This window comes from Oceanobacillus halotolerans (assembly GCF_010993955.1).
GTDB lineage: Bacteria > Bacillota > Bacilli > Bacillales > Amphibacillaceae > Oceanibacillus_A > Oceanibacillus_A halotolerans.
Genome location: NZ_WIXL01000002.1, coordinates 1 through 26,599, shown reverse-complemented (window position 1 = coordinate 26,599; position 26,599 = coordinate 1). Strand labels below are relative to the sequence as shown.

General features: G+C 35.7%; 23 protein-coding genes. 12 read left to right on the top strand and 11 right to left on the bottom strand.

Features of this window, described 5'->3' with window-relative positions:
- The first annotated feature begins 38 nt into the window (after positions 1-38).
- The gene (gene msrA / locus GHC26_RS03070) at positions 39-1,013 is read left to right on the top strand and encodes a peptide-methionine (S)-S-oxide reductase MsrA (protein ID WP_163969803.1); all 975 of its coding nucleotides are present in this window, start codon (positions 39-41) and stop codon (positions 1,011-1,013) included.
- Positions 1,014-1,051: 38 nt separating this feature from the next.
- Positions 1,052-1,258, top strand: a complete 207-nt coding sequence (locus GHC26_RS03065; RefSeq protein WP_163969802.1) for a DUF6501 family protein — start codon at positions 1,052-1,054, stop codon at positions 1,256-1,258.
- 433 nt (positions 1,259-1,691) lie between these two features.
- Here GHC26_RS03065 and GHC26_RS03060 read toward each other — a convergent pair whose 3' ends face one another.
- Complete coding sequence (locus tag GHC26_RS03060; protein ID WP_163969801.1) at positions 1,692-3,128, bottom strand: YcdB/YcdC domain-containing protein; 1,437 nt, start codon at positions 3,126-3,128, stop codon at positions 1,692-1,694.
- 704 nt (positions 3,129-3,832) lie between these two features.
- Between GHC26_RS03060 and GHC26_RS03055 the strand changes: the two genes are divergently transcribed.
- Positions 3,833-4,072 carry a DUF362 domain-containing protein gene (locus GHC26_RS03055; RefSeq protein ID WP_163969800.1) on the top strand — a complete coding sequence of 80 codons (240 nt, stop codon included), beginning with the start codon at positions 3,833-3,835 and terminating at the stop codon, positions 4,070-4,072.
- A 39-nt stretch (positions 4,073-4,111) separates the two neighbouring features.
- Here GHC26_RS03055 and GHC26_RS03050 read toward each other — a convergent pair whose 3' ends face one another.
- Positions 4,112-4,381: an acylphosphatase gene (locus GHC26_RS03050; protein ID WP_163969799.1), complete on the bottom strand. Its 270-nt coding sequence runs from the start codon at positions 4,379-4,381 to the stop codon at positions 4,112-4,114.
- A gap of 292 nt (positions 4,382-4,673) precedes the next feature.
- Between GHC26_RS03050 and GHC26_RS03045 the strand changes: the two genes are divergently transcribed.
- The 7 genes from GHC26_RS03045 to GHC26_RS03015 all read left to right on the top strand — a co-directional run bounded on the left by GHC26_RS03045 (position 4,674) and on the right by GHC26_RS03015 (position 14,559).
- A complete protein-coding gene (locus GHC26_RS03045; protein WP_163969798.1) occupies positions 4,674-8,360 on the top strand; it encodes a nitrate reductase subunit alpha in 3,687 nt (1,228 codons plus the stop codon).
- Positions 8,350-9,897 carry a nitrate reductase subunit beta gene (gene narH, locus GHC26_RS03040; protein WP_163969797.1) on the top strand — a complete coding sequence of 516 codons (1,548 nt, stop codon included), beginning with the start codon at positions 8,350-8,352 and terminating at the stop codon, positions 9,895-9,897. Before GHC26_RS03045 ends, narH begins: the two co-directional genes overlap by 11 nt.
- Positions 9,872-10,405, top strand: a complete 534-nt coding sequence (narJ, locus tag GHC26_RS03035) for a nitrate reductase molybdenum cofactor assembly chaperone (RefSeq protein ID WP_163969796.1) — start codon at positions 9,872-9,874, stop codon at positions 10,403-10,405. The genes narH and narJ overlap by 26 nt, the downstream gene beginning before the upstream one ends.
- Before the next feature lie 20 nt (positions 10,406-10,425).
- On the top strand, positions 10,426-11,157 hold the full coding sequence (gene narI / locus GHC26_RS03030) for a respiratory nitrate reductase subunit gamma (protein WP_163969795.1): 732 nt from the start codon (positions 10,426-10,428) through the stop codon (positions 11,155-11,157).
- 338 nt (positions 11,158-11,495) lie between these two features.
- Complete coding sequence (locus GHC26_RS03025; protein WP_163969794.1) at positions 11,496-11,921, top strand: hemerythrin domain-containing protein; 426 nt, start codon at positions 11,496-11,498, stop codon at positions 11,919-11,921.
- A gap of 132 nt (positions 11,922-12,053) precedes the next feature.
- A complete protein-coding gene (locus GHC26_RS03020; protein ID WP_163969793.1) occupies positions 12,054-13,583 on the top strand; it encodes an FAD-dependent oxidoreductase in 1,530 nt (509 codons plus the stop codon).
- 244 nt (positions 13,584-13,827) lie between these two features.
- The gene (locus tag GHC26_RS03015) at positions 13,828-14,559 is read left to right on the top strand and encodes an aspartate/glutamate racemase family protein (protein WP_163969792.1); all 732 of its coding nucleotides are present in this window, start codon (positions 13,828-13,830) and stop codon (positions 14,557-14,559) included.
- A 306-nt stretch (positions 14,560-14,865) separates the two neighbouring features.
- Here GHC26_RS03015 and GHC26_RS03010 read toward each other — a convergent pair whose 3' ends face one another.
- From GHC26_RS03010 to GHC26_RS02995, 4 genes are all read right to left on the bottom strand, one after another.
- On the bottom strand, positions 14,866-15,486 hold the full coding sequence (locus GHC26_RS03010) for a CAP domain-containing protein (RefSeq protein WP_163969791.1): 621 nt from the start codon (positions 15,484-15,486) through the stop codon (positions 14,866-14,868).
- Between the two features lie 219 nt (positions 15,487-15,705).
- A complete protein-coding gene (gene cysK, locus GHC26_RS03005) occupies positions 15,706-16,629 on the bottom strand; it encodes a cysteine synthase A (protein ID WP_163969790.1) in 924 nt (307 codons plus the stop codon).
- A gap of 4 nt (positions 16,630-16,633) precedes the next feature.
- Complete coding sequence (locus tag GHC26_RS03000) at positions 16,634-17,065, bottom strand: PH domain-containing protein (protein WP_163969789.1); 432 nt, start codon at positions 17,063-17,065, stop codon at positions 16,634-16,636.
- A 119-nt stretch (positions 17,066-17,184) separates the two neighbouring features.
- Positions 17,185-17,391 carry a DUF1657 domain-containing protein gene (locus tag GHC26_RS02995; RefSeq protein ID WP_163969788.1) on the bottom strand — a complete coding sequence of 69 codons (207 nt, stop codon included), beginning with the start codon at positions 17,389-17,391 and terminating at the stop codon, positions 17,185-17,187.
- Between the two features lie 189 nt (positions 17,392-17,580).
- Here GHC26_RS02995 and GHC26_RS02990 point away from each other — a divergent pair, with 189 nt between their 5' ends.
- Positions 17,581-17,769 (top strand): hypothetical protein, encoded by a 189-nt coding sequence (locus GHC26_RS02990; RefSeq protein WP_163969787.1) that lies wholly within the window; start codon positions 17,581-17,583, stop codon positions 17,767-17,769.
- Between the two features lie 60 nt (positions 17,770-17,829).
- On the opposite strand, the gene GHC26_RS02985 is transcribed toward GHC26_RS02990, so the two are convergent.
- Complete coding sequence (locus tag GHC26_RS02985; protein WP_163969786.1) at positions 17,830-19,167, bottom strand: D-serine ammonia-lyase; 1,338 nt, start codon at positions 19,165-19,167, stop codon at positions 17,830-17,832.
- Between the two features lie 120 nt (positions 19,168-19,287).
- Here GHC26_RS02985 and GHC26_RS02980 point away from each other — a divergent pair, with 120 nt between their 5' ends.
- Positions 19,288-20,130 (top strand): COX15/CtaA family protein, encoded by an 843-nt coding sequence (locus GHC26_RS02980; protein ID WP_404821764.1) that lies wholly within the window; start codon positions 19,288-19,290, stop codon positions 20,128-20,130.
- A gap of 234 nt (positions 20,131-20,364) precedes the next feature.
- On the opposite strand, the gene GHC26_RS02975 is transcribed toward GHC26_RS02980, so the two are convergent.
- The 4 genes from GHC26_RS02975 to GHC26_RS02960 form a co-directional block, all read right to left on the bottom strand.
- Complete coding sequence (locus tag GHC26_RS02975; RefSeq protein WP_163969784.1) at positions 20,365-21,228, bottom strand: 5'-3' exonuclease; 864 nt, start codon at positions 21,226-21,228, stop codon at positions 20,365-20,367.
- A gap of 13 nt (positions 21,229-21,241) precedes the next feature.
- A complete protein-coding gene (locus GHC26_RS02970) occupies positions 21,242-24,862 on the bottom strand; it encodes a dynamin family protein (RefSeq protein ID WP_226376854.1) in 3,621 nt (1,206 codons plus the stop codon).
- 247 nt (positions 24,863-25,109) lie between these two features.
- Positions 25,110-25,577 carry a CBS domain-containing protein gene (locus GHC26_RS02965; protein WP_163969782.1) on the bottom strand — a complete coding sequence of 156 codons (468 nt, stop codon included), beginning with the start codon at positions 25,575-25,577 and terminating at the stop codon, positions 25,110-25,112.
- Positions 25,578-25,644: 67 nt separating this feature from the next.
- Positions 25,645-26,115 carry a flavin reductase family protein gene (locus GHC26_RS02960; protein WP_163969781.1) on the bottom strand — a complete coding sequence of 157 codons (471 nt, stop codon included), beginning with the start codon at positions 26,113-26,115 and terminating at the stop codon, positions 25,645-25,647.
- Positions 26,116-26,599: the final 484 nt, after the last annotated feature.

The window sequence follows — 26,599 nt, the reverse complement described above, 5'->3', positions numbered from 1 at the left end:
AAAAATGGATATAAATAATTATGTATGGAGGATGTTTCATGACAAATAACAAAGAAATTGCTACATTTGCAGGTGGCTGTTTTTGGTGTATGGTTGAACCTTTTGACGAGCGCCCTGGGATTTTAAAAGTTGTTTCAGGTTATACTGGTGGTTCAGTAGAAAACCCAACATATGAACAGGTTTGTTCCAATACTACTGGTCATGTTGAAGCAGTGCAAATCACCTTTGATCCATCGATTATGCCATATGAACAACTAGTTGAAACGTTTTGGCAGCAAATTGATCCAACTGATCCAAATGGTCAATTTAACGATAGGGGAGAATCTTATCAAACGGCCATTTTTTATCACAATGAAAAGCAGAGGAAAATAGCAGAGAAATCAAAACAATCATTGGAGGAGAGTGGGAAATTTTCCAAGCCAATTGTGACAGAAATTCTTCCTGCCAAAACGTTTTACCCAGCAGAAGAAGAACATCAGGATTATTATAAAAAACAATCATTCCATTATCGGTTATATAAAAAAGGCTCAGGTAGGGAAGATTTTATCCAAAAGAATTGGAAACAAGCATTGGCTAAAGAAAACTTAAAAGAAAAATTAACACCGATTCAATATCATGTTACACAAGAAAATGGAACGGAGACACCATTCCAAAACGAATATTGGGATAATGAAAAAGAAGGTATTTATGTCGATATTATTTCTGGAAATGTATTATTCTCTTCTAAAGATAAATTTGACGCAGGCTGTGGTTGGCCAAGCTTTACAAAGCCAGTTGATCCATACCATATTAATGAAAATATGGATACGTCACACGGTATGATACGTACAGAAGTGAGGAGTAAACATACGGACGCACATCTCGGTCATGTATTTGAGGATGGACCAAAAGATGCAGGAGGTTTACGCTATTGCATGAACTCAGCGGCAATGCGGTTTATACCAAAAGATGAGATGGCTGATGAAGGATATGAAAACTATTTATACTTATTTGATGAAGAAGATAGACAATAATTATATTATGTAAACTAAAACATTGGAGTGACGATGACGTGATTCATAAGAATTGGGAAAATAATAAAACAATAAAACAAATAGAATGTGTTCATGCTGATGCAAAAAAATTCATTGTCCATGATAAATTAACCCCAGGAAAAATATATGATGTTAAAAATGAAACGGATGAATTCTATTTTATTATTGATAATAGTAATCGAATAGGTGGGTTTTTTAAAGATTATTTTAAAGAGGTAAAATAGCTATAACAGTGGATCTCAATTCCACTGTTTTTTTGTGAGTTTTTATCTTATCTTTCGTAAATAAAGATGGTTTTCAAGATTGTTATTTTCCATACCCTATTGAGAGTGAAGAAATTTTTGCTTGCTCGGGCACTGAGAGGCGCACTCTTGTTACCATATGATTAGGGCCATAGAATTTACCACTTCTGCCATGTTCTTTACCAGCAATTGTCACAAGATCTACCACTTGTCGCCAACGCGTTTACCAATGGAGTGACGTCAAGAAAATGCGTATTTACAACGTAAGGATTTTGAAAGATAAAAAAGTCTAATTCCTCCGCATTTTTAGCAAGAAATTAGACTAGTGATCTTCCGCAATCGCACCCTTTAATGGAAAACTATTTATGACAATATTTTTAATCACTTAAATTGATTCAACAAAAACTGCTTTATTTTATTTATCTTTATTGGAAATAACAGCTCCAGTCATAGCATCAATTGACCGGATGGGGGTTCTGGAATGCCGATCACACGCTTGATAAACAAGGATATATGATTCTGTTTTACTATCATAATTTTTGTTCCAAGCTAATTCAAAATCCAAATGATTGATAAATATTTCACTTGCTTCTTTTTTAGAAATAGCCGGTTCAATAGGGAGTTGGCTCAATTGTTCCATATCAAAACTCGGTCCGCTATAATGATCAACCTGTCCTGTTTGACGATTAACAACAACTATAACTAATTCTAGATGAATTGGTATACCATGACCATTATGCATATTGAATGTGAATGCTTCTTTCTTTGAAGTATCATCCACTTCTTCCTCGTTTTCTTGAACAATCAGTTGTAGATACTGATAATAGTTTGGAACTATCATTTGTAAAAAGGCAATGGCTTTTTGATAACATGCTTCGCGGCTAAGTCGAAGATCACCACTTCGTTCATTAAACCACATGAAGCTTCTGACTTTACCAGTTTTCTTTGAAATGAAGGCTTTAACTGTATCTTCTGATTGTCTCTTGAAAAAGCCATTTATCGATAAATCCCTTTCCTTCATCTCCCAGTCCTGATCACGCCACACTATGCCCGTTTCTTCCCCCATATCTACTTCACGAATGACTTCCATCCTATCAGTAATACCAACGATATCTTCAATAGATAAATCTTTGCGTACGTTCGTAGTAGAAGGAGGAGTAAGAGAGACATATGTTTGCGGTTCGTCTTCGTCATGTATAATCGTTAAGGTTGGTTTTAAAACGTCCGCTTTATATTTCATGAAAAATTGATCAGGCTCGTAAACAAGACGGAGTCCATCTGCTGCTACATCATGAATAGCAGTATACAAATTTGTAGTTCCCAATTGAAAATTCAATCTGTTTCGTACGTGTTCCACCAGTTTTTCTTTTGGAATCAGTGTGGTTGGTATATCAGGAATTTGTTTCACACCTTGATATGTAAACTTAACAATACTCCCCACATGGTCTATATCAATATAACATCCAGCATTTCCTAATGGTAAATCCATTACAATTTGTTCATAGTAAAAACGATCTGTACGAGTAAGTTTTTTCGCTTTATAGTATGTTAAATATTTTAATGCGTCAGGATAATGACGAAGTAAAAATTGTTCCGCACGTTCTCTTTTTGTCTCTATATTTAAAGGAATCACGTCTAAGTTTTCATCATTATTATCAATTGATAAACTAGTTAAATTGCCAGAGAAATCCAGATTTATAGTAACCCCCTCATCTTGTGCCTCGTTTGTCCATGAAAACATGGCTTCACCTTCTCCATTCTCTCGCTCAACATACTCCTCTATGATAGAGTGAAAATGACTAGGTATTTGGACCATCGATATTGCTCGTTTCTTTAACTCTTCTTTTAGCAAGCAAGCCACCTCCGTAGTTTTGCTATTACTTCTCTTTCTCCACCTATTTTAATCTTACATTATATAAAAGAATTGATATACCTTTTTGTATGATCCTGCTTCATTGAGTAACGACAAGATATTAACTGCTTCGAAACCTTTTCAAAAATCCCACTTAATTCCATTAAATGGGGATTTGCAGAAGACTGATCTTATTGAAAATCTATCAAATTTATATAACGACTATAACATTTTTGATTGCCAAGACTATAGCTTTTTTATCACCTGAAGGTTTGAAGTGGTAAACAGTCTGTCATTCTTTGGTACACTTTTTGTCATTCGGTGGTAAATACTATGTCAAGGGTTGTACATTTCAATGGCTGTAATCACCATATCCTCGTTCCGATATATATATGTAAATATTGATAGGAAATTAACTCCCGTCGAAGGTAAACTACTTGTCCGAAACGGAAATCAAAGCTGCTATGTTACGTCGTCTTATATAACTCTGATGGTGAGAAACAAAAAATATACAAAAGGAGCGTAATAACAAACGTAGAAAATAATTCCATGATTGAATCGAAGAATAATGATTATATTAGGAAATACTTGAAACAATTTAGGCTACTGGTGTAAGATAAATATGATATAATCCTTTAAAATTCTACCCCTTTCAAAATGAAAAGAATTGTTTAGATAGGAACATAAACGTAGGAGGAGATATGATGGCATTTGTAATTACATCACCATGTAAAACGGAAAAAGCAGGCGAATGTGTAGAAGTTTGCCCTGTTGATTGCATAGAGGAAGGTAAGGACATGTTTTATATTGATCCAGATATTTGTATTGATTGTGGCGCATGTGAAGCTGTATGTCCTGTTGAAGCTATTTATATGGAAGATGAAGTTCCAGAGGAAGAAACAGAGTATATTGAATTGAACCAGAAGTTTTTCGAAGACCGTTAATCCTTAACCGCTATCTTATACGTAAAGATAGCGGTTTTTCTATTTTATGCTAAATCCACTATAGCCTTTGGATGTATCGATATTATGTACCGTTAATTTTTCGACACGCATAAATGGATTAAGTCCTGATTTAATAGCATTTATTAATTCCTCCATTTTTGTAGAGTCACCTTCAACCTCTATTTCAACTGTACCATCTTCCTTATTTTGTATCCATCCATTTAAATTTAGTTGTCGTGCTTTTTGCTGTGTAGCATAGCGAAACCCAACTCCTTGCACACGACCAATTACAATAATATGTTTTACCATTTGTTCTCACCATCCAAAATCGTTTTATCCCATTTTAAAGAAGTTTACTCTGAAACCAAAATATAGAAAAAGATAAATAAAAATGCAATAAATAATTGTTGTTTTGGTTATGTTACTAGTAAGGTCGATTAATTTAACACCCAATTTGTATTTTATGTCGAAAGCGTGATAAATATCACGCGTAATCTTACAAAATTTGAGATTACATAATTTACCATCTTACGCTCTATAAAACTGAAAACATCATATTTTCTAAAATGACTAGTTTATATCATTTTTCTGGAGGTGCCAAATGTCTCAATCATCATCTACTTCTTTATGGAAAAGATTATCCTATTTTGGAAAGTCAGAGAAGTTGAATGACCAGTATGAGCGTTCACCATTAGATCGTACGAATACGGAAAGAATTTATCGTAGGAGATGGCAACACGATAAAGTAGTCCGTACGACACATGGTGTTAACTGTACTGGATCATGCAGCTGGAAAGTTCATGTTAAAGACGGCATAATCGCATGGGAAACCCAGCAAACGGACTATCCAACTACAGGTCCTGAGATGCCGGAATATGAGCCGCGTGGCTGCCAAAGAGGTGCTACCTTTTCATGGTACACCTATAGCCCGCAGCGAGTACGTTATCCGTATATTCGTTCAGCTTTATTAAAAATTTGGTCTGAGGCATTAGCTGAACAGAAAGATCCAGTAAAAGCTTGGAAAAGTATTGTAGAAAATCCAGAGCGTGCCCAACGATATAAACAAGCTCGCGGGAAGGGTGGATTTGTCCGCACAACATGGGAAGAAATGAATACACTAATTTCTTCGTCTATCATTCACACCATTCAAAAAGAAGGCCCTGATCGGATATTTGGTTTTTCGCCAATTCCTGCTATGTCAATGGTTAGCTATTCAGGTGGATCAAGATTTTTGAACCTAATCGGAGCTCCATTATTAAGTTTTTATGACTGGTATGCAGATTTACCACCAGCTTCACCACAAATCTGGGGTGAGCAAACGGATGTACCAGAAAGCTCGGATTGGTTTAATTCCAATTATTTAATTATATGGGGTTCAAATTTGCCGCAAACAAGAACACCAGATGCTCACTTTATGACAGAAGTGCGCTATAAGGGGACAAAGGTTGTCGCTGTGGCACCAGACTATGCTGAATACGTTAAATTTGCAGATACATGGCTACCAGTTCAGGCAGGGAATGATGCTGCAATTGGAATGGCCATGACACACGTAATCCTGAAAGAATATTATGTTGACCAACAAGTACCTTATTTCATGAATTATGTAAAACAGTTTACAGACCTGCCGTTTTTAATCACATTGGATCAAGATGAAGAAAATCTTCGTTCTGGTAAATTTCTGAGAGCAGAACAAGTTGGCATGAATATTCATAATGCAGAGTGGAAAACACTTGTGATCGATCAAAACAGTGGAAAATACGCGGCACCCGATGGAACCGTTGGTCACCGTTGGGAAGAAAATGGAACTTGGAATCTCCACTTGCGCGATACAGATAATCAATTAGGAGACATTGATCCATTACTTTCCCTTATTGATCATTCTGATGATGTTGTAGATGTTAGTTTTCCACAATTTATGAATGAGGAAAGACAAGTCTTTCAGCGAAAAGTTCCAGTGAAAAGGCTGAAAATTGATGGACAAACGAAATATGTTACGACGGTATTTGATCTATTGATGGCAAATTCAGGTGTGAATCGTGGTTTACCAGGGGAAGAAAAGTCTTCTTCAATGGACGAAAACACCATATTTACTCCTGCGTGGCAGGAAAAATACACAGGGGTTCCAGCAGATAATGTTGCACAGATCGCTAGAGAGTTTGCTCAAAACGCTATCGATTCAAAAGGCCGTTCGATGATTATCATGGGAGCTGGTATTAACCATTGGTATCATGCAGACATGGTCTACCGTACTGTGTTAAATCTTGTTTTGTTAACTGGCTGCCAAGGTGTTAATGGTGGTGGTTGGGCACATTACGTTGGCCAGGAAAAAGTTCGTCCATTAGAAGGATGGCAGACAGTTGCCATGGCAAGAGACTGGGGAGGACCTCCACGTTTACAGGCTGGAACACCATTTTTCTACTTTGCCACAGAACAATGGCGTTACGAGGACCAAAAAGCAGAGAACCTAGTATCTCCATTAACGAAACAGAGTCGTTATAAGCACTTGGGGGATTACAATGCACTTGCTGCTCGGTTGGGGTGGTTACCATCTTACCCGCAGTTTAATAAGAACTCGACACAACTTGTCGAAAACGAAACTAGTGAAGAGGCAGCACAAAAGATTGTGAATCAATTAAAATCTGGGGAAATGGAATTTGCTATTGATGATCCTAGTAATCCTGTTAACTCTCCAAAAGTTTTGTTTGTATGGCGTGCTAATTTAATAGGAAGTTCCGCAAAAGGGCATGAATATTTCTTAAAACATTTATTAGGAACCCATGAAGGGACTTTGAGCGAGCAAGAGGAAGAGAAAAATACCAATGAAATTAAATGGATCGAGGATGTCCCAAAAGGGAAACTGGATTTACTGATTAACTACGACTTTCGAATGAGTGGAACCGGATTATATTCAGATGTTGTACTTCCAGCAGCTACATGGTATGAAAAGTACGATATATCCAGCACAGATATGCATCCATTTATCCATCCCTTTAATCCGGCAATCGCTGCACCTTGGGAGGCAAAATCAGATTGGAATGCCTTTAAAGCGTTGGCCAAAAAATTCTCAGAAATGGCTGAAACCCATTTACCTGGTGTTGTAAAGGATGTTGTAGCAGGTCCATTACTACATGACTCTAAGGATGAAATTGCTCAAGCATACGGAACCGTTCCAGATTGGAAATATGGCGATTTTGAACCAAAGCCTGGTGTTAATTTCCCTAGAATTCAAGTAGTGGAGAGAGAGTATCCAAAGGTATATGAAAAATTTATTTCTCTCGGTGAAAATGTACGGGATCAAATAGGTGCAAAAGGACTTGGGTGGCATGCAAAAGAAGAGTACGACAAATTGAAAAAGCTGCTCGGAATGAATAAAAAAACCAAGCACTATAAAGGACTGCCAAGTTTAGAAACAGACCGAAAAGCTGCTGAAGCCATATTAACGTTGTCTAGTACAACAAATGGTTCCCTAGCAATGAAAGCATGGAAGGCGTTAGAAGAGAAAACAGGTCAGAAGCACTTAACAGATCTTGTTATTGAACGGTCAGAAGAGCATGTATCATTTAATGACATTACAACACAGCCGAGAAAAGTATTATCATCACCAGTATTTAGTGGGACAGAAACTGGAAATAGAAGATATTCACCGTTTACGACTAACGTAGAACGAAAAATCCCGTTTCGAACGTTAACAGGTAGACAGCACTTCTATTTAGATCATGACGTGATGCTTGAATTTGGGGAGGAATTACCAACATTTAAACCACCATTACAAAAGCTGACATTCTATGATCAAGACCGGAAACCAGAAGCAGTTGACAATGAAATTACATTGCGGTATTTAACGCCACATTTTAAATGGTCCTATCACTCTACCTATTATGACACATTGCCGATGCTTACACTTCAGCGTGGAGGACCACATATCTGGATGAATAATGAAGATGCAGAATCTGTTGGCATTAAGGACAATGATTGGATAGAAATGTATAACCGAAATGGTGTTGTTGTTGCTAGGACAGTTGTTAGTCACCGGATGCCACGTGGAGTTGTTTACATGTATCACGTACAGGACCGATTGATCAATGTTCCTGGTTCAAAAATCACGAAAACACGTGGAGGTACATTCAATAGCCCAACCCAAATCCATGTGAAACCAACGCACATGATTGGCGGCTATGCACAGTTAAGTTATGGATTTAATTATTACGGTCCTACTGGAAATCAACGTGATGAACAGGTAACAATTCGAAAAATTGAGAGAGAAGAGGTGGATTGGCTTGAAGATTAAAGCTCAATTTGGAATGGTAATGAACTTAGATAAGTGTATTGGGTGTCATACGTGTAGTGTTACGTGCAGCAATACATGGACCAATCGTCCAGGTGCTGAATATATGTACTGGAATAACGTGGAAACCAAACCAGGTGTCGGTTATCCGCGTGAATGGGAGGATAACGACGAACGAAAAGGCGGATGGCATGTTAAAAATGGGAAGTTAGAATTGCGTGCTGGAGGTCGTGTCAGTAAACTACTTAATATTTTCTATAATAAAAATCTCGTACAACTTGATGAGTATTATGAACCATGGACATATGAGTATGAGAAATTAATTGATAGTCCTGAAAAAGAGCACCAGCCTGTAGCTCGCCCAGTTTCCCAACTAACTGGGGAATATATGGATATTACATGGGGACCTAACTGGGAAGACGACTTAGGTGGTGTTCACGAAACAGGTAAAAATGACCCTAATATGCGTAATATGGATGAACAAATTAAGTTTGAATTTGAAGAAACCTTTATGATGTATTTGCCACGTATTTGTGAGCATTGTCAAAACCCATCATGTGTTTCTTCTTGCCCATCAGGTGCAATGTATAAGCGAGAAGAAGATGGAATCGTGTTAGTGGATCAAGAAACATGCCGCAGCTGGCGTTTTTGTATGACAGGTTGCCCGTATAAAAAAGTGTATTTTAATTGGAAAACCCATAAAGCGGAAAAATGCACATTCTGTTTCCCTAGAATTGAAAATGGACAACCTACTATTTGTTCCGAAACATGTGTTGGTCGCCTTCGTTATATTGGAATTGTCTTATACGACGCTGATAAGGTGTTAGAGGCAGCATCTGTAGAAGATGACAAGGAGTTATACGAGGCCCAACTTAGTACATTTTTAGACCCAAATGATCCAGAGATTATAAAAGAAGCAATAAAACAAGGGATTCCTGAGGATTGGATTGAAGCAGCACAGCGCTCTCCAGTATACAAGATGGCAGTAGAGCAAAGAATTGCATTGCCATTGCATCCTGAATATAGAACAATGCCAATGGTATGGTATGTACCACCATTAAGTCCATTTATGAATGCTTTAGGAGAGCAAGTTAATTCGTTAAATCCAAATGTTATTTTCCCAACGATTAATCAATTCCGGATCCCTATTCAATATTTAGCAAGCCTATTTACAGCAGGTGATACAGAAGTGGTCAAAAAAGTCCTTCAAAAGCTGGTAGCAATGCGTACGTATATGCGTTACCGTGAATTAGGAAAAGAATTTGATATGTCTATATTGGAAGAAGCAGGGTTAACAGAGGATATGGCTAGAGAGATGTATGAATTATCTGCGATTGCCAAATATGAAGATCGCTATGTTATACCAAAGTCTCACCGTGAAGAAGCAGGTACGATGTTTTCACATCAAGGTAATGCAGGATATGACTTTATGGAGGCATGCCGTAGCTGTATGGGTGGTGGACAAGTGTCCGATCCATTAGAGTATTATGAAAGTGGCTTCTGGAGGGAGTTAGATGAAAACCCATCAAAAAGTGTATAAAATAGCATCCACTTTTTTGCACTATCCAGAAAAAGAAGTATTAGACACCTTACCAGAGGTAAAAAAAGAAATTGATAAGATTGAGAACCCAACAGTTAATGCTTATTTAAAGTCTTTTGTCTATTACTTAGAATCTACACCGTTTGATAAATTGTGTGAAGACTATGTTTATACGTTTGATTTTCATGGGATCGCTACCTTAAATTTAACGTATAACGTATTTAAAGATTCAAGGGAACGTGGTGAAGCATTAGTAAAGTTACGTCAGATTTTCAATGATACAGATCTTGAAGCAGAAACAGATGAGTTACCAGATTATTTACCACTTATTTTAGAGTTTCTATCTTTAGCGGAGGATGAATATGTAGAGCGATTACTAAAATTACATTTCAACTCCATGAAAAAGGTAGATCAGGATTTAGCAGAAAATGATAGCCCTTATCATTTTCTGCTAAAGGCTACCATTGATTGTTCCTATGAATTGATGAAAAATGTAAAAGCATCCTAAAACGGAAAGGATTGGGCTCCATGACAAACCTTGATATTTTTCTTTGGGTCGTATTTCCGTATATATCGTTAACAATTTTTATACTAGGGCATATTTATCGGTATAATACCGACCAATTTGGATGGACAGCTAAATCTAGTCAGTTTTTAGAACAAAGACGATTACGGTTTGGTAGTACGGTATTTCATTGGGGGATTATTTTCGTATTTTTTGGTCATGTTGCAGGAGTATTAATTCCGAAAGCATGGTTTGATGCAATTGGGATTAATGAGCATATGTACCATTTCGGTGCCATTTGGTTTGGTGGTTTGGCTGGGGTTGCCGTTGTAATTGGCGGATTCTTTTTATTTCTTCGCCGTGTATCTGTTAAGCGGGTTATTAAAAATAGTTCTGTAAGTGATTATGTTGCCTTAGTAATGCTTGGGATTGTTGTGCTAGTAGGTTTTACGAATACGGCTGGTTATACTGCTACAGGTGGTGACTTTGATTACCGGGTAGTAATCGGACCGTGGATGCGTGAAATACTGACATTTCAACCATCTCAAGGAATGATTGTGGCAATGGCTCAAGCCCCAATTGGATTTCAGATGCATGTCTTTTTGGCATTTGTTTTATTTGCCATATGGCCATTTACTAGGTTAGTCCATGTATTTAGTTTACCATTAGGATATTTGAAGAGAAACTATGTTGTATATCGAAATGTAAAACCACACAACAAGCCAAAAGTAGCAAAACGCAAAAAGCTGAATTAGACATAAGAAAAGCTAGAAGCACCTTGAGCACCTCCGATTAGAAAACTAGGCTTTTCGCCAAGTTCTTATGGCGAAAGCCTTAGCTGCACTTATGCAGTAGGAAAGTTATGATGCTTATCTGCCAAGCTACAAGCCAAGCATGGTGTGGCGGTCTTTGCCACATAGATGATTAGCTTAAGCCCTCGAGGGGGTTGGTGCTAGCTAGACATTCCTGAATAAATTTTAAACATTCTCATCTTAGAACAAACACCATGTCCCTGCATAATGTTTATTGATGCAGGGACTGTTATGTTATGATATTTACATAAAATGAATAGTAGAGATGGGGGGCGATAGTTATGGCTACAGGACCAGCATTACGAAAACTAGCATCACACCGGTCCATCCATGATGGTTCATTTGCAGAAGCACGTGATCTAACAGAAGTTACATTTCGATTATTTCAGGAGAACAGAATGGATGATTGTGTGAAGGCAGCTGATGCATTGGTGGACCATTGGGAGACACGTGTTATTGCACACGCAGATGCTGAGGAAGATGATGATGGATTGTATCAAGAAATTGCAAAGGAAAACCCTGAATTACAACCAAAAATTTATGAGTTAACACGGGATCATGATCTCTTGCGGATTGTAGTAGGAGAGATTAAGGATAGCTTGAAGGAAAGCCGAAAAATAACCGAAGACATCATGAATAAATTTCAATCATTACTCGTTATCAATAGAATTCATAGTAGAAGTGAAGAAAGTTTATTAGAAGAATAGTCTCCAGATGACAGTTCTAGGATCATTGTTTCTAGAACTGTTTTTTTATACCTAACAATCTAGAATAGCTTTAAAGCTTTTGGTAACAATAACATTAATGATTCTTTCGTTATCAAAAGGAGCGTATTATAGATGGATATTAAAAGCATAATGCCCAAATTTCCAGAACCTTATTGGCGAGATTCCGTTCGTTTCCCTCAATTTCCTAAATTAGAAGAGTCGATAAATGTTGATGTCGGCATAGTAGGTGGTGGGATTACGGGAATAACAACAGCTTATCTATTAGCAAAACAAAATGTAAAAGTAGCCTTAATTGATTCAGATGTCATCTTAAATGGCACAACAGGTCATACAACTGCTAAGGTAACGGCACAGCACGGTCTAATCTATGATGAATTTATCCAACATTTTGGACTGGAGAAAGCCTCCCTATATTATCAAGCTTGTACAGAGGCAAAGGAAATGATTGAACAAACGATAAATGAATTAGAGATTGATTGTGATTTTAAAAAAGAGGATGCTTATATTTATACGAATTCCGATACATATCTCTCCAAGTTAGAAACCGAAAAAAAAGCGTATGATCAGTTAAATATTCCGAGTGAACTTACCGAAAGTATACCGTTAGATATTCCAATTAAATCCGCATTAGTAATGAAAAATCAGGCACAATTTCATCCCTTACAATATTTAAGGGCACTATTAGAAGAATGTGTAAATAACGGAGTAAAGTTATATGAAAATACCGCTGCACTTGATATAAAACAAAAAGCGTATCCAACAATTGTAACAAGAGATGATCATCACATCACATGTAGACATGTTGTAACAGCCTCGCATTTTCCTTTTAATGATGGGAATGGCTTTTATTTTTCCAGAATGTACCCAGAAAGAGCTTATGTTATTGGTATTAAGACGAATAAAAAGTTTCCTGGAGGAATGTATATTAATGCAGAGTCTCCAACAAGGTCGATTCGAACAACAACAATTGGTAATGAAGATCTGTGGTTGATTGGTGGTGAAAATCATAAAACCGGACAAGGGATACCAACAATCGATCACTATAAAGCACTACAATCATTTGCCGAAAAACATTTTGGCATAGACAAATTTCTTTATCGTTGGTCAACACAAGATTTAACTACATTAGATAAAGTCCCATATATTGGACCAATGACAAAAGAACAGCCATCCGTTTTTATTGCAACAGGATTTCGAAAATGGGGCATGACCAATGGAACGATTGCTGCAAAAATCATAAGTGATCGGATTTTAGGCGAAGATTCACCATATGAAGATTTATATTCGCCATCTCGATTTCAAGCAGATCCAGCAATTAAGAAATTCACCAGTATGAACGCAGATGTTGCAAAACATTTTATAAAGGGTAAACTAGAATATGCAGACAATTCCGTCAAAGACCTATCAAGTGATGAAGCGATGGTTACACACATAAACGGACAACGTGTTGGTGTATACAAAGACACCAAATATAATTTACATGCATTAGATACCACATGTACGCATATGAGATGCGAGGTGGAATGGAATGCTGGGGATAGAACTTGGGATTGTCCTTGCCATGGATCGAGGTTTTCCTACACGGGCGAAATCATCGAAGGTCCGGCAAGAAAACCATTACCAAAAGTTGATTTAGAGTAATTAAACGGATAAAAATTTCATTTCATCTCACTATCACAAGTATACTTTGTTATTGAGATGGAATGAATAAACTAATGTATAACTTCCTATAATATATATTATGTAAACTAGAAAACGAAATAGGATAGATACTGCATGCAGTTCCTTTCTCCTCTTTTCTATTTCCAAATAATATGAATGAGAAATAAGTAAAAAGAAAACAGCTGTCCCATACTATGATTAGTATACTGGAAAGGAGAATAAAATGATCTATAAGGCAAATAAAGGTCAAGTGTATTATGGCTTTACGGTCGGAATTTTAATGCTTGATACGTATGTGCCAATGATTCCTGGTGATGTTGGGAATGCTACTACTTACTCTTATCCTGTTTTATATCGAACATTAGATAATGTTACTGCTACAAAAATAGCGAATAAAGATTCTACTGTTGTACCTGAAATTATTGCAAAGGGTCAGGAACTTGTGAAGAATGGTGCTAAGGCCATTACAGCGGATTGTGGTTTTTTATTATATTATCAAAATCAATTACGTGATGCTCTACAAGTTCCGGTATTTTTATCTAGTTTATTACAACTTCCATTTCTTTTCTTAATGGTCAATACTACGGAAAAAATTGGTGTGATCACAGCTGATTCCACATTATTAAATGAACAGTTACTAACAGAAATTGGTATTCAAGATATGAATCGATTGAGCATTAAGGGATTACAGAATACCTCTTATTTTTATGATGCTTGTGTGAAAGAAAGTGGTGTTCTAAATGAGGAAGGAATCAAACAGGAGGTTGTTTCTCTTGCTTCTCAAATGGTCCAAGAGGATCCGGATATAAAAGCAATATTACTTGAATGTAGCTTTCTACCTCCATATTCAAAAGCTGTCCAGGAGGCTGTAGGATTACCTGTATTCGATTATAAAACGATGATAGACTATGTGCATTCTGCATATCGAGCCCCTATTTATAACGGATTTCTCTAAAATAAATATGCTCTTTTCAAATTCTTTGCTGTTTTAGCGTACTAAACAATTACTGCGCATAATATATCAACTATGCAATAAGGTGTTTACGAGCTTTTAGCAAAATCCAATAAAGTGAAACTTCAATCAGTGGGGGTTTCCTTTCCCCTCCACTGATTGTTAGTTGAACAAATCGGACATTTAATACGGGCAGTTTGATCCCCCACTTATCTTTCTTGGATCTCCTGAAATCTTGAAGTGGGGGTCTTACTGCCCGTTACATGCGGGATAAATAAGTCCAATTGAGCGTTCAATTGGACTTATTTATTATCTAGATTTTATAAACAGTTGTACCCATGCACCTTGATAGTATCCTACGCCAATGGAATTAAAATCGGGATTTAAAATATTTTGTCTATGTCCAGCAGAGTTCATCCATGCGTTCATCACTTCCTCAGGTGTCTTTTGTCCTTTTGCAATGTTTTCCCCTGCTGATTGATAACTAATCCCAAATGTTTTCAACATATCAAACGGTGATCCATAATTTGGACTGGTATGAGAAAAATAGTTTGAATTAATCATGTCTTGTGCTTTTTTGGTTGCGACATTTTTAATATCTGCACGGTGTTTTAATGGTGCTAAACCTTGCTTTGATCTTTCCTTATTCACAAGGTTCACTACTTGCTGTTCAAAATTACTAGGACTTGGCGCAGAAGACTTTAATCGAATAACAGAGCCAACCAGCATATTGGTTGGTTCCACATTAGGATTTAGGCGCATTAACTCCCGGTAGTCTAAGCCATAACGTTGTGCAATATACCAAAAAGAATCACCTGGAGAAACTTTATAGAATTCAAAAGGCGGTTCCTTAAAATGCTTAATTTCAGCATTCGCTGTTATCGGAAAAGCCATTAACATGATCATTCCAATAATGCAAAGCTTCTTCATAAATGTTATCCCTCCCTCCCACTCGTAATAATGTACTAGTGATATTTTTTAACACTTTCCATTAATAATGCATCAGAGATGAATATTTTATTAAAACAAATAGCTCCGTTACCCATTATTCTTTATTCTCGTAACATTATGTACAATTAAGCCTATTGAACAAAACAAAGAGGAGTTAATGATAAAAAACACTAACTCCTCTAAAACTGATTTTACAACTTAGTTTTCATGAAATAAGTCCATACTTAGATATCGTTCACCTGTGTCTGGTGCAATACATAAGACACGTTTTCCCTTTCCAATCCGTTTTGCAACACGTATTGCAGTGACAACCGCTGCAGCACCAGATAATCCAATAAATATTCCTTCCTTCTGTGGAAGTTGTTTAAACATATTTACTGCTTCTTCATCATGAATTTGAACAATGTCGTCATAAATAGATGTATTTAAAATATCTGGAATAAATCCAGGACTTGTACCAACTAATTTATGGCTTCCAGGCTTACCACCAGATAAGACAGGGGACCCTTTTGGTTCAGCAACTGCTATGTATAGGTTTGGGATTTTCTCTTTTAATACTTCCCCTGTACCTGTAACAGTCCCACCTGTTCCTGCTGTACAAACAAATGCATCTAATTGACCATTCATTTGTTTGTATATTTCTAAAGCAGTCGTTTTGCGGTGTATATCTGGATTTGCTTCGTTTTCAAATTGCTGTGGGATGAAACTCCCAGGGATTTCGTTTTGTAATTCTAATGCTTTTTTGATTGCACCAGGCATTTTTTCCTCACTTGGTGTTAACACTACTTTTGCTCCATATGCTTTTAAAAGGTTTCTACGTTCTTGTGTTGAGTTATCAGGCATAACTAAGATCGCTTTATACCCTTTTGCTGCCGCATTCATTGCTAATCCAATTCCAGTATTTCCGCTTGTTGGTTCGATGATGGTGTCTCCAGGCTTAATTCTTCCCTCTTCTTCTGCTTTTAGGATCATACTATAAGCTGCACGATCTTTAACACTTTTACTAGGATTAAATGACTCCAATTTAACATAAACATCGGCAGAACCCTTAGGTACAAGCTTATTTAATTTTACAATTGGCGTTTGTCCAACTAAATCCGCTACCGTATCAACTACCTTCATATAGTTACCTCCTTTTGCTCTGAATTTTTTCTTTAAGGTGATCATCTAATTTGATGGCTGGATTAATGGCTAAAAGTGTTTCGATAAATTTTTCCTGATTCTCAGGTGAAATGGTTACCACGTTGAATTTACTGCACATGATTTCAATCCGATCCATTGATAATGCTGGTGCAGATAATGGCAGTTTTCGTTTATGTATTCGTTTTATCTCCTTTATGTTAACGGTTTGTCTAATAGGTCCATAGCGTACCTTTATCTTATCTTCTTCTATTAAATAACCCGTTCGGAACCAGAACCATAATAAAATTATTGCTAACGGAACAGTAAAAATGACGGTTAAAATACTCCCTGTTATTAAAGGGATTATAATCCCAACAAGAGAAACACCCCATAGAATAATGGATAACCATCGATCTTTCTTGGAAGGAAAATACATAAAAGGCCTCCTAAATGTACGGATATAATACTCTTATTATAGTGATAAAGAATCCATTTTTCCATTGAAGTGATTATTCAAAAAGACCATCCTAAACGATGGTCTTTTTGAGAAAATAATTAGTTTTGCTTGTACTGTGGTTCCTCAGACTGAACATATTGTAAACGAGCATTTAAGTTGTTTAGAATCATTTGTTGTTGATTTGCCATATTTTGATACATTTGTTTTGCATTTTGATCTTGTGTTTCTAAAGCAAAGCTGTGGAGACTAGCAAGTGCACTTTCGCAACTTGAAATGGTTTGTTGTAATTGTGTTCCAACAGTCATTACATTCACCTCCTGATTCTATCATCCCCTTTAAGTACTTTGTTATGTCGAATATTAAACCTAAAAATTCTCGACGAAGATAGAATTTTTTACCATTAGCGGTTTTGGATGTTTTCTATAGAATAAGCCATAATAAGTGTGAAGTGAATTCACTTCAAAAAAATTAAAAATAAAGGAGATAACGAACAGATGGCAAATAATAATAACCGTAACCGTCGTAACAACAACCAAAATAACTACAATAATCAAAATAATGCAAATGTTGATTTTGCAAATGAGTTTCTTGATGATCTAGATCAAAATAATAATTATGACAATAATAACAACAACCAAAACAATAATCGTAGTCGTAAACGTAACAATAACCGAAACAACTAAAAATAAAAAAGCAAAAAAACCTGTACCAATTATCTTTTGGTATAGGTTTTTTCATGTACATTAATTTGATTGGAGAATTTCTTTCCCCTTTTTATACAATTCTTGACGTTCTCTATCTGGTACAAGTGATCCCCCAGTTGCCCAAGCAATGTGTGTAATGTTACCGGAATCAATATGATGGGTATTTTGGTAACTCGATTGAAGCACAGACTTGGGACCTAATAATCCTGCAGTTGCAGATGGCTCTAAAAATATTTCTTCTGCATCAACTAACATTGATAACAATTGAAATAGGTCGTTGTCTTTTATTGTATATATACCACTAATAAGGTGCTCGCTAATAGAAGTTGCAAATTGAGACGCTCGACCAACAGCTAATCCATCAGCCTCTGTTATGTTATCTATCCCAAAATCTTGCACGCTCACATTATCTTTTTCACCTGTTAAGAGTCCAATTAATACTGCTGGAGAATGGGTTGGTTCAACAAAAAAACAATGAACATGATCACCAAACACTTGTTTAAGGCCAAACGTAATACCACCAGGGGAGCCTCCAACACCACATGGTAAATAGACATATAAAGGATGATTTTTATCAACAGGAATATTTGCTGCTTCTATTTGTTTTTGTAATCTTAATGCTGCAACACTATATCCTAAAAATAAATGTTTTGAGCTCTCATCGTCTACAAAGTATCCATTTGCATGGGTTGTTGTTTTTTCTCTACCGATTGAAACAGCCTCATTAAAGTCACCTGAGAATTCTTCAACTTGTGCTCCATTTTTTCGGAGTAAATCTTTTTTCCATTGCTTTGCATCTTTAGACATATAGACAGTTACATTAAATCCAAGTTCTGCACTCATGATACCGATGCTTAAACCTAAATTTCCTGTAGAACCAACACCAATCGAATAGTTTTGAAAAAATTGCTTAAACTCTTCACTTGTAAATGCTTCATAGGAATCCCCTTTTTGTAATAACCCATGCTCTATTGCTAAGGTTTCCGCATAATGAAGGACTTCATAAAAACCTCCTCTTGCTTTGATTGATCCGACAACTGGTAATTCATTGTCACATTTTAAATAGAGATTTCCGTTAATTTCAGTATTGTAGTACCTATGTAGTGCTGCTTTCATGTTGTTGATTGGTTTTAAAGGGGATTCAATGATGCCATTTGTTTGTTGTAAAGCTGGAAATGCTGCCTCTAAAAAAGGTGCAAAACGTTCAAATAAATCAGCCGCATCATAGATGTCTTGTTTCGTGACTGGCATAGTTGAAATAGAATCCAGTTCTTTTACTTTAGGATTTAACCACAATGTAGGTATTAAATTTAAGATATCTGTAAGTTCTGGATAACGTTGTTTCCACGATTGTAAGCTACTAGAGGTAAAAGCCATGGTATTCCTCCTTCCTTTTTCTTAAGTCTACATTAAAGAAAATGTACCATGAAGTGATACAAAACACAAATAAGATTCAAACTATTTGATATAATACGAATGATTTTATAATAAGGAGTGATGTATTTGAAAAAATTAACATTTATTACGATTGTACTTACCTATTTTTTAATTGTTTTCGGTGGTTATGTAGCATCATCTGAATCAGGGATGGGTTGCGGTCCCGATTGGCCTCTTTGTAATGGAGAAGTGATACCAGAATTACAAGGTGAAACATTAATTGAATTTGGACACCGTGTGATTGGTGCTATCTTATTTATCTTTACGAGTATTATTTTTTGGAAACTAAAAACAGAAGACAATAGCAAAGTACGCCATGTAGCTAATTGGTTACTTACACTGTTAATAATCCAGTTAATTATGGGTGCAATTGTTGTATTTTATCATTTACCACCTGTTATCATTACTATTCACTTATTAATTGCCATGATTTTTTTGGCACTTCTTATATGGATTTGGCGTAATCAATCTCATGCTTCATCTGAAAAAAGCCAATCATTGAAAAAGCACTTTCATTTTCTAACTTTACTTTTAATTATAACGATTGGGCTTGGAGCCTATGTTAAGCATAATCACTATGGATTAGCATGTGGTTGGTTAACTTGTAATAATTCATTTTTCCCAAACTCCATTTCAGGCTTTTTTCAAACTATCCATCGGTATGTTGCATTTATCGTTAGTATACATATCGTTTATATTACTTACTATGTTTTTCAAAACAATCTATCATTACTAAAAGGTCGAATGGTTGTTGCAACTATTATTATCTTCATACAATTACTAATTGGTATTCTAACCATTTTATCTAATATTTCCATATCATATGCAGTGATTCATCTTGCAGCTGCAACGTTACTTTTTGCAATTGTAATTGAAACTAGCTTTGTTATTCGAAAAGATTAAGACTAAAAAAAACAGTAAGTAGCTAGATCATTTTTAAATTTTTTCTAAAAGACTGTGACTGCCCTCACCTTATTTTGATGAAGTTTATCTAACGGTTTACCTATAATGCGACATAACTTTAACGTGACTTCCTTCCATCTTGGAATATGTGAAAAAGTCTAAAATTAATAAATAATGACCAAGCTCCAGCACGAAGTTACGTGCCGAAGCTTGATAAAAAAATTATATTGGATTTTAAAGCCATTTTGGCATATTTTTAAATTCTAGTTCTGTTAATTTAGCTTCAACTTGTCGGTGATCATAATTCCAAAGTGCGTTGTCTAATGAACAGCTTACAGGGACATCACACTTTATTTCGGCAAGATGTCGTGATAGGTGTAGCATATCGATTTCATTTTGAATTTTTGTCCGAATTCCTTTTGACAGGTTTTCTAGATTTTCTAAAATCCCTTCAATTGAATTGTATTCTTGTAAAAGCTTTAAAGCCGTCTTCTCACCGATTCCTTTTACACCTGGATAATTGTCTGATGTGTCCCCCATTAATCCCTTTAAATCAATCAGTTGTTTGGGTGTGATTCCCTTTTTCTCTAAAAAGTTTGCCTGATGAAAGACATCATAATTACCTTGCCCTTTTTTCATAATGGCCACTTCGATCCCATCATCAACTAACTGAAGAATATCTTGGTCACCAGTTAAAATAATGACATCATGCATATTAGCGTATTGCTTGGCTAAAGTGCCAATACAATCGTCCGCTTCATAATTTTCTAACCCAACATTTGGTATGTTAAATGCTTCTGTGACTTCTTTAATAAGATCGAACTGTGGAATAAGTTCTTCAGGTGGTTCGGATCGGTTTCCTTTATACCTATCGAATAGTTCTGTTCGAAATGTCTTGGAACCCATATCCCAACAACATATAACATGGCTAGGTTCAAACTGATTCTTAGCATCTAAAAAATAGCGTAAAAATTGATAAATTCCATTTGTTGGGATACCTTTTTTTGTTTTCATAAAATTTCCGCGAAAGGCCGTTGCATAAAAACCTCGAAATAATAAAGCCATTCCATCAATTAATAATACTTTTTGTCTTTCCACTTTTGCACTTCCTCTAATTATAATGATCTATAATTGCCTGTATTTTATCATGCTTATCCTTTAACTCATTGATATCTATTGGTGTGCTCATTAATTTGAGGTAATCATCCCGATGTATATCAATATGTTTGTGAACCTCAGTTTTTAAACGATTGATGGTATTATTAAATTGATCCAAGTAGCGGACAAGCATAGTTGATTTGATATCTTCCAAATACTCCTCAGCATATGGCGTTAACACTCTATATAGATCTTCTTTCATTTTCTCTTTTTCATTTTTAACAAAGAATGCTTTTGTTCCCCTGAATGTAGCTAACACTTTGTCAAAGGTTTTCATATCTATTGATTGAAATGCTAGGTTAAATTCAGGTGTCTCAAAATAAGTCGATTCAACATTAGGTAATACCACTGTATGATCAATTTGTGTTAATTTCGTTCGTAAGTCCTCATAGATATCGTTAACCTGTGTCTTCATAAAGGATTCAATTCGAAGCGAAACAGCTTGAACCTCTTGTTTTAATTCAAACCCTACATAATCAATAAGTTCCTGTAAATTCGTTGTAAGTTGAGATTTTGCTCGACTTCCAGACTCCGTAATTGTCGTAGGATTAAAGGTTTCTTTAAAGAAATCATGAAAACGAATGGATAACCGTTCTAATACGTAAAATAATTGTTTGGTTAGTTTTTGCTCAATATTTTCTTCAAACAATTGAGGATTAAAACGGTTAATCACTTGTATACTTTGATCATGATTTTCCATTAATTGCTGTTTATATCTCTCTTTTTCTTCATGATCTAATTCTAATGATGCTATATAATTCTCTAGCATGAAATAACTTCGTTCAAAGTCGCGTAATATAGAGTCGTGTATTAATGCCGCTAATTCATGATGTAAAAAGTGATAAAACTTCTCCTCGAAATGCATCATTTTTTCATTTAATAGCTTTCTTTCTTGTTTTTCTTGTAAAGATTGTTTACTTGATACAGGAAATAGACGTGGAAAACGAATTCCTAGTTCGACTAACTTCTCTTCAATATAGTCGGTAACAAGGGTTACTTCTGTATCGTTTTCTGCTAAGTCAACTGCATTTACAATGAAAAACATCTTATCAAGTTCAAACGTCTCTTTTACACGACCCAATTGCATTAAAAAGTCACGATCAGCACGTGTCAATGCATGATTATAATAAGTAACATACAGAATGGCATCTGCTTCCTTAATATAATCAAATGCAACATTGGTATGACGTGCATTTACAGAATCAGCACCAGGGGTATCCACTAATGTTATCCCTTGATTTGTAATGGCACATTCATAATATAAATCAACTGTTTTAACAAAGCATGCAATCGTTTCATCGGTTACATAGTCACGTAGTTCCTCCACTGTTACTGGAATGCTGTTTCCAATTGAATCCTTTGTTCTTGAAAAGCCAGATATCATACCTTGTAAATAGGATTGATACATTTTGTTGAGTTGCTTACTTTCGGTAATCTGCTCATTTTCCACCCAATTTAAAATGGCTGCGACATCCCCAGTTGGCGGTGTGAAATGCTTTAAAATTAGCTCTAAATCATGAAGTATTTCTGAGTGACTTTTAAATGTAATAACAACAGTCCCATGACTATATTTTTCTGTCACTGGTTTGATTCGGTTGACTGTTGCCGTAGTTGGATTTGGTGAGACAGGTAATGCTTGGTCTCCTATTAGTGCATTAGCAAAGGAAGATTTACCGGCACTAAAAGCACCAAATAATGCAATGGTATAAGAACGATTTGTTAACCGATGTTGTTTCTGTTGTAAGCTGGCTTGAATTTCTTGTAATCCTGGAACCCCATTTATCGTTTTGTTAATCTTGTTAATATGTTTAAGAATATCATCTTGTTGAAACTGTTTATCCGCTGACTTTGATTCTATTTTTTGTGTTGAATCTTTTTTTTCATTCAATCGTGGAGAATGGTCTACTTCCATCCATTTTTGTTCCACCTTACTATTTCTACTATTTTGTTGATCTTTTAGCAGTTCCCATGCTTTTTCATCTGGGATCGTCTGGAATTGTTCATCGATTTGCCTCTGCTTTTGTTCTAACTCCGATTGTAAACTTTCTTTTTGGTTTTGAATGGATTGTTTTTTTTCTAAGCTGGATAGTTTTTCCTCATAAGTAATTATTTCTTCTTTAATTTGCTCATTATAATACTGTTGGATGACATCCCAAATTGAACGAACTTGTTGTTTATATTTATTTAAAATATCTTGACGAACTTCATTAGTATAATTTAAAACAGAATCTCCATTTACTTTAGCTCCTGGCTTTATAAGACGTATAAGGTCTTCTTCTGAATAGGAGATTTGAAGTGATTGAACCTGTTGAATAATGAATGTATTATTCATGTCATTCGTTTTTAAGAAATCTATTAACTTATCACGTAGCTTCCATTGTATGGCTGTTTCTATTCTTTCTTGTAATGGTTGGAGGAAATTTGCTAAATAGTCTGCCTTTGCTTTTTCGGTCTTTTTCTTAGAAGCAAAAATGCCTATTTTAAAGTCAGGTTGTTGCGATTCTAAAAAAGAAGTTGCTTTATCTCGTAGTTCAGCTGGCATTACATAAGCGTTTTTTAACGTATGGTTAACGATTGATTGATACTCCGCTTCTAATTTCTTCGGTTTTTCACGTAATGCTTGGAGGGTTTTAGCTAAGGATTCTATTTCACTAAAATCCACCTCTTCTTGACCTTCCACCTCTTGTAAATCGTCTATTTTCTCTTCATATTCCATAGTCAGAAATTGCTTGTGGTCTTCCACAAGTTGATGAACGGCATTATTCATTCCTACATACTTATCTTTTTCTTTCGTCATCATATTGTGTAATGTCTTTTTTATCGTATCGAATTGATTATGTTCAGCCGATGGGTCGATTAAAGAACTATAAAAAATCAGTTCTGGGTATATATCCCATTCCTGAAATGTTTGTTGAATACTTTTCTCGAATGCTAAAAAAGCTAATTCAGATTCGTCATGTTTATCTATTTGATTAATGATGACATAAAATGGAATGTTTTTTTCATGCAAAGCTGATAAAAATTGTAAGTTCTCTTCCGATTGGACATGGTTATAATCCATTACATAAAATAAAATATCTACTAAATGTAAAGATCCTTCCGTTATTAAACGGTCTGCATCATCACTAGCATCAATACCAGGTGTATCCATGATGGCAGATGAATCAGGTACAATCTTTTTAGAGGTCTCTAATTCGATACGTTGAATGGTATCTTTATCTTTACAATACTCTTTAATCGTATCCATATCATATGGCTCTTTATATACTATAGGTTGTTCATGACGGAAGAATATACGTGCTTCCCCTTTTCCAGATGTGATTTTTACGATATTTGCACTAGTAGGAATGGGGCTCTTTGGTAAAATTTCTTCTCCTAAGAGCATATTAATCATGGATGATTTACCAGCAGAAAAATGGCCAGCAAAACTAATGATTAATTCTTCTTTCTCATGTTTTTCATATAAGTCGATTACCTTTGAGGCGTTCTTGTAATCTTGATGTTGATACATTATGTTGTGAAGTGCAACTAAATGTTGTGCTGTTGATAATAAACGAGTTTTATCTTGTATCATGTCCACTGTATGTCCTTTCTCATTTCAAATACTATTCTAATTATAAGGAAACAACAACGGGAATTCTACCTTAAATTAGAAAAACTCGCATTCGCTCGTACTTTAACGAATGTGTTAGTTTTTCTTATACTTGGGACATTAAAATTTAAGCAACGTCGAGTCCACTTCTTAGCTAAAATTTTCTTAACTTATGAAAAAAGATTTCTGACCTTCTTAGATACCGACCAGAAATCTTTTTACAAAGAGGTTACTTTTTACTTGATATTAATTTAGTGGATATAAAACGAATAAGATCGCCTCGGCTTACCACACCAACTACCTTTTCTTCATTATTTAAAACTGGTATTTTCTTAAAACGATTCTTAGAAAATATAAGTAACGCTTTTTCTAAATCATCATCTTCATGAACTGTACAAATTTCTTTACGTCTCATGATTTTTTCAACTGTGTCATGAATTGTATAGTTTAATTTTGCTTCTAGATCTTCTTTTTCGTTTACTAGCACCATGGAAAAAATATCATATACTGTTCTTCCCTTAGGTTGTAAATAGCGAATGACATCTCCATCTGTCACCATACCAAGTAACTTATGGTTTTCATCTAAAACAGGTACACCGCCAATTTTATTGTTTACCAATGTTTCTAATAGTTCCTCTAGCGTTGTTTCTTTTGTTGCATATATTGTATCGGTAATCATGAAGTCTTTAATATGCATGTAGTTCACCTCTATTATGCGGGATAAATTTAGTAAAAGATAAAATACGACATATCCTACATTTTCCCTAGTTTTGATCGATGCTTTTATATTTTCCTCGGTAAAAAAGTATCGGATTTGTGTCTTCATCACTGGTATTCATTTCTGAAACTTCTGCAATAAAAATTAAATGATCACCAGCTTTTACCGTTTCTGTCACATGACATGACAATGTGATAAGAGAACCATCAATAACAGGTATTTCATCCAGAAATTTATAAGGGACTTCCCTATCTTTTTCTATTTGTTTGGCAAATATCATGGAAAGTTCCTTTTGATCCTCTTTTAATATACTAAGCCCAAATTTCTTGTTTTCCTGTAAAATCGGGTACATACTTGCTTTTTCATCAATTGAAATCGCGATTAATTTTGGTTCCAGTGAAACAGACATAAATGCATTTACGGTCATACCCTTTATTTCTTTATTATATTCAGTTGTTACAATTGTGATACCTGTAGCAAACTTCCCCATCGCATCACGAAAAAGTCTATTATTCATTTAAAAAGATGCCCCCTACTTCACTCTTTTGTTAAGGCTGTTTTCTAAAAGATTATTGCTTTCAAGTATGAATAGTCTTGCACATAAGATCTATTATGCGCAGTAGTTTAGCTTATGAATACCGCTACGGAAAAACACTTCGCTTTCACCAGGCGCATAAGTGCGACATCTGTTCAAACTATTCGTTTTCACAGTGTCTTCTTTACCGCAGGCACGGCCTCAGCCTCCTCTATAGAAAAGCGTAAGTGCCTTGGTCACCCCCGATTAGAAAACTTGGCTTGTCGCCGAGTGGCGAAAGCCTTAGTTGCACTTATGCAGTAAGAAAGTTTTTCTTATCTGCCAAGCTTAAGCCGAGCCTCGGTGTGGCGCTTTTTGCCACAAAGAGGATTGACTTAAGACCTCGAGGGGGTAGGCGCTGGCCGATGATAACGCCACGTCCTTATGACTATCGGCACTAGGACGTCCTGTCCGTCGAAGCTAGACA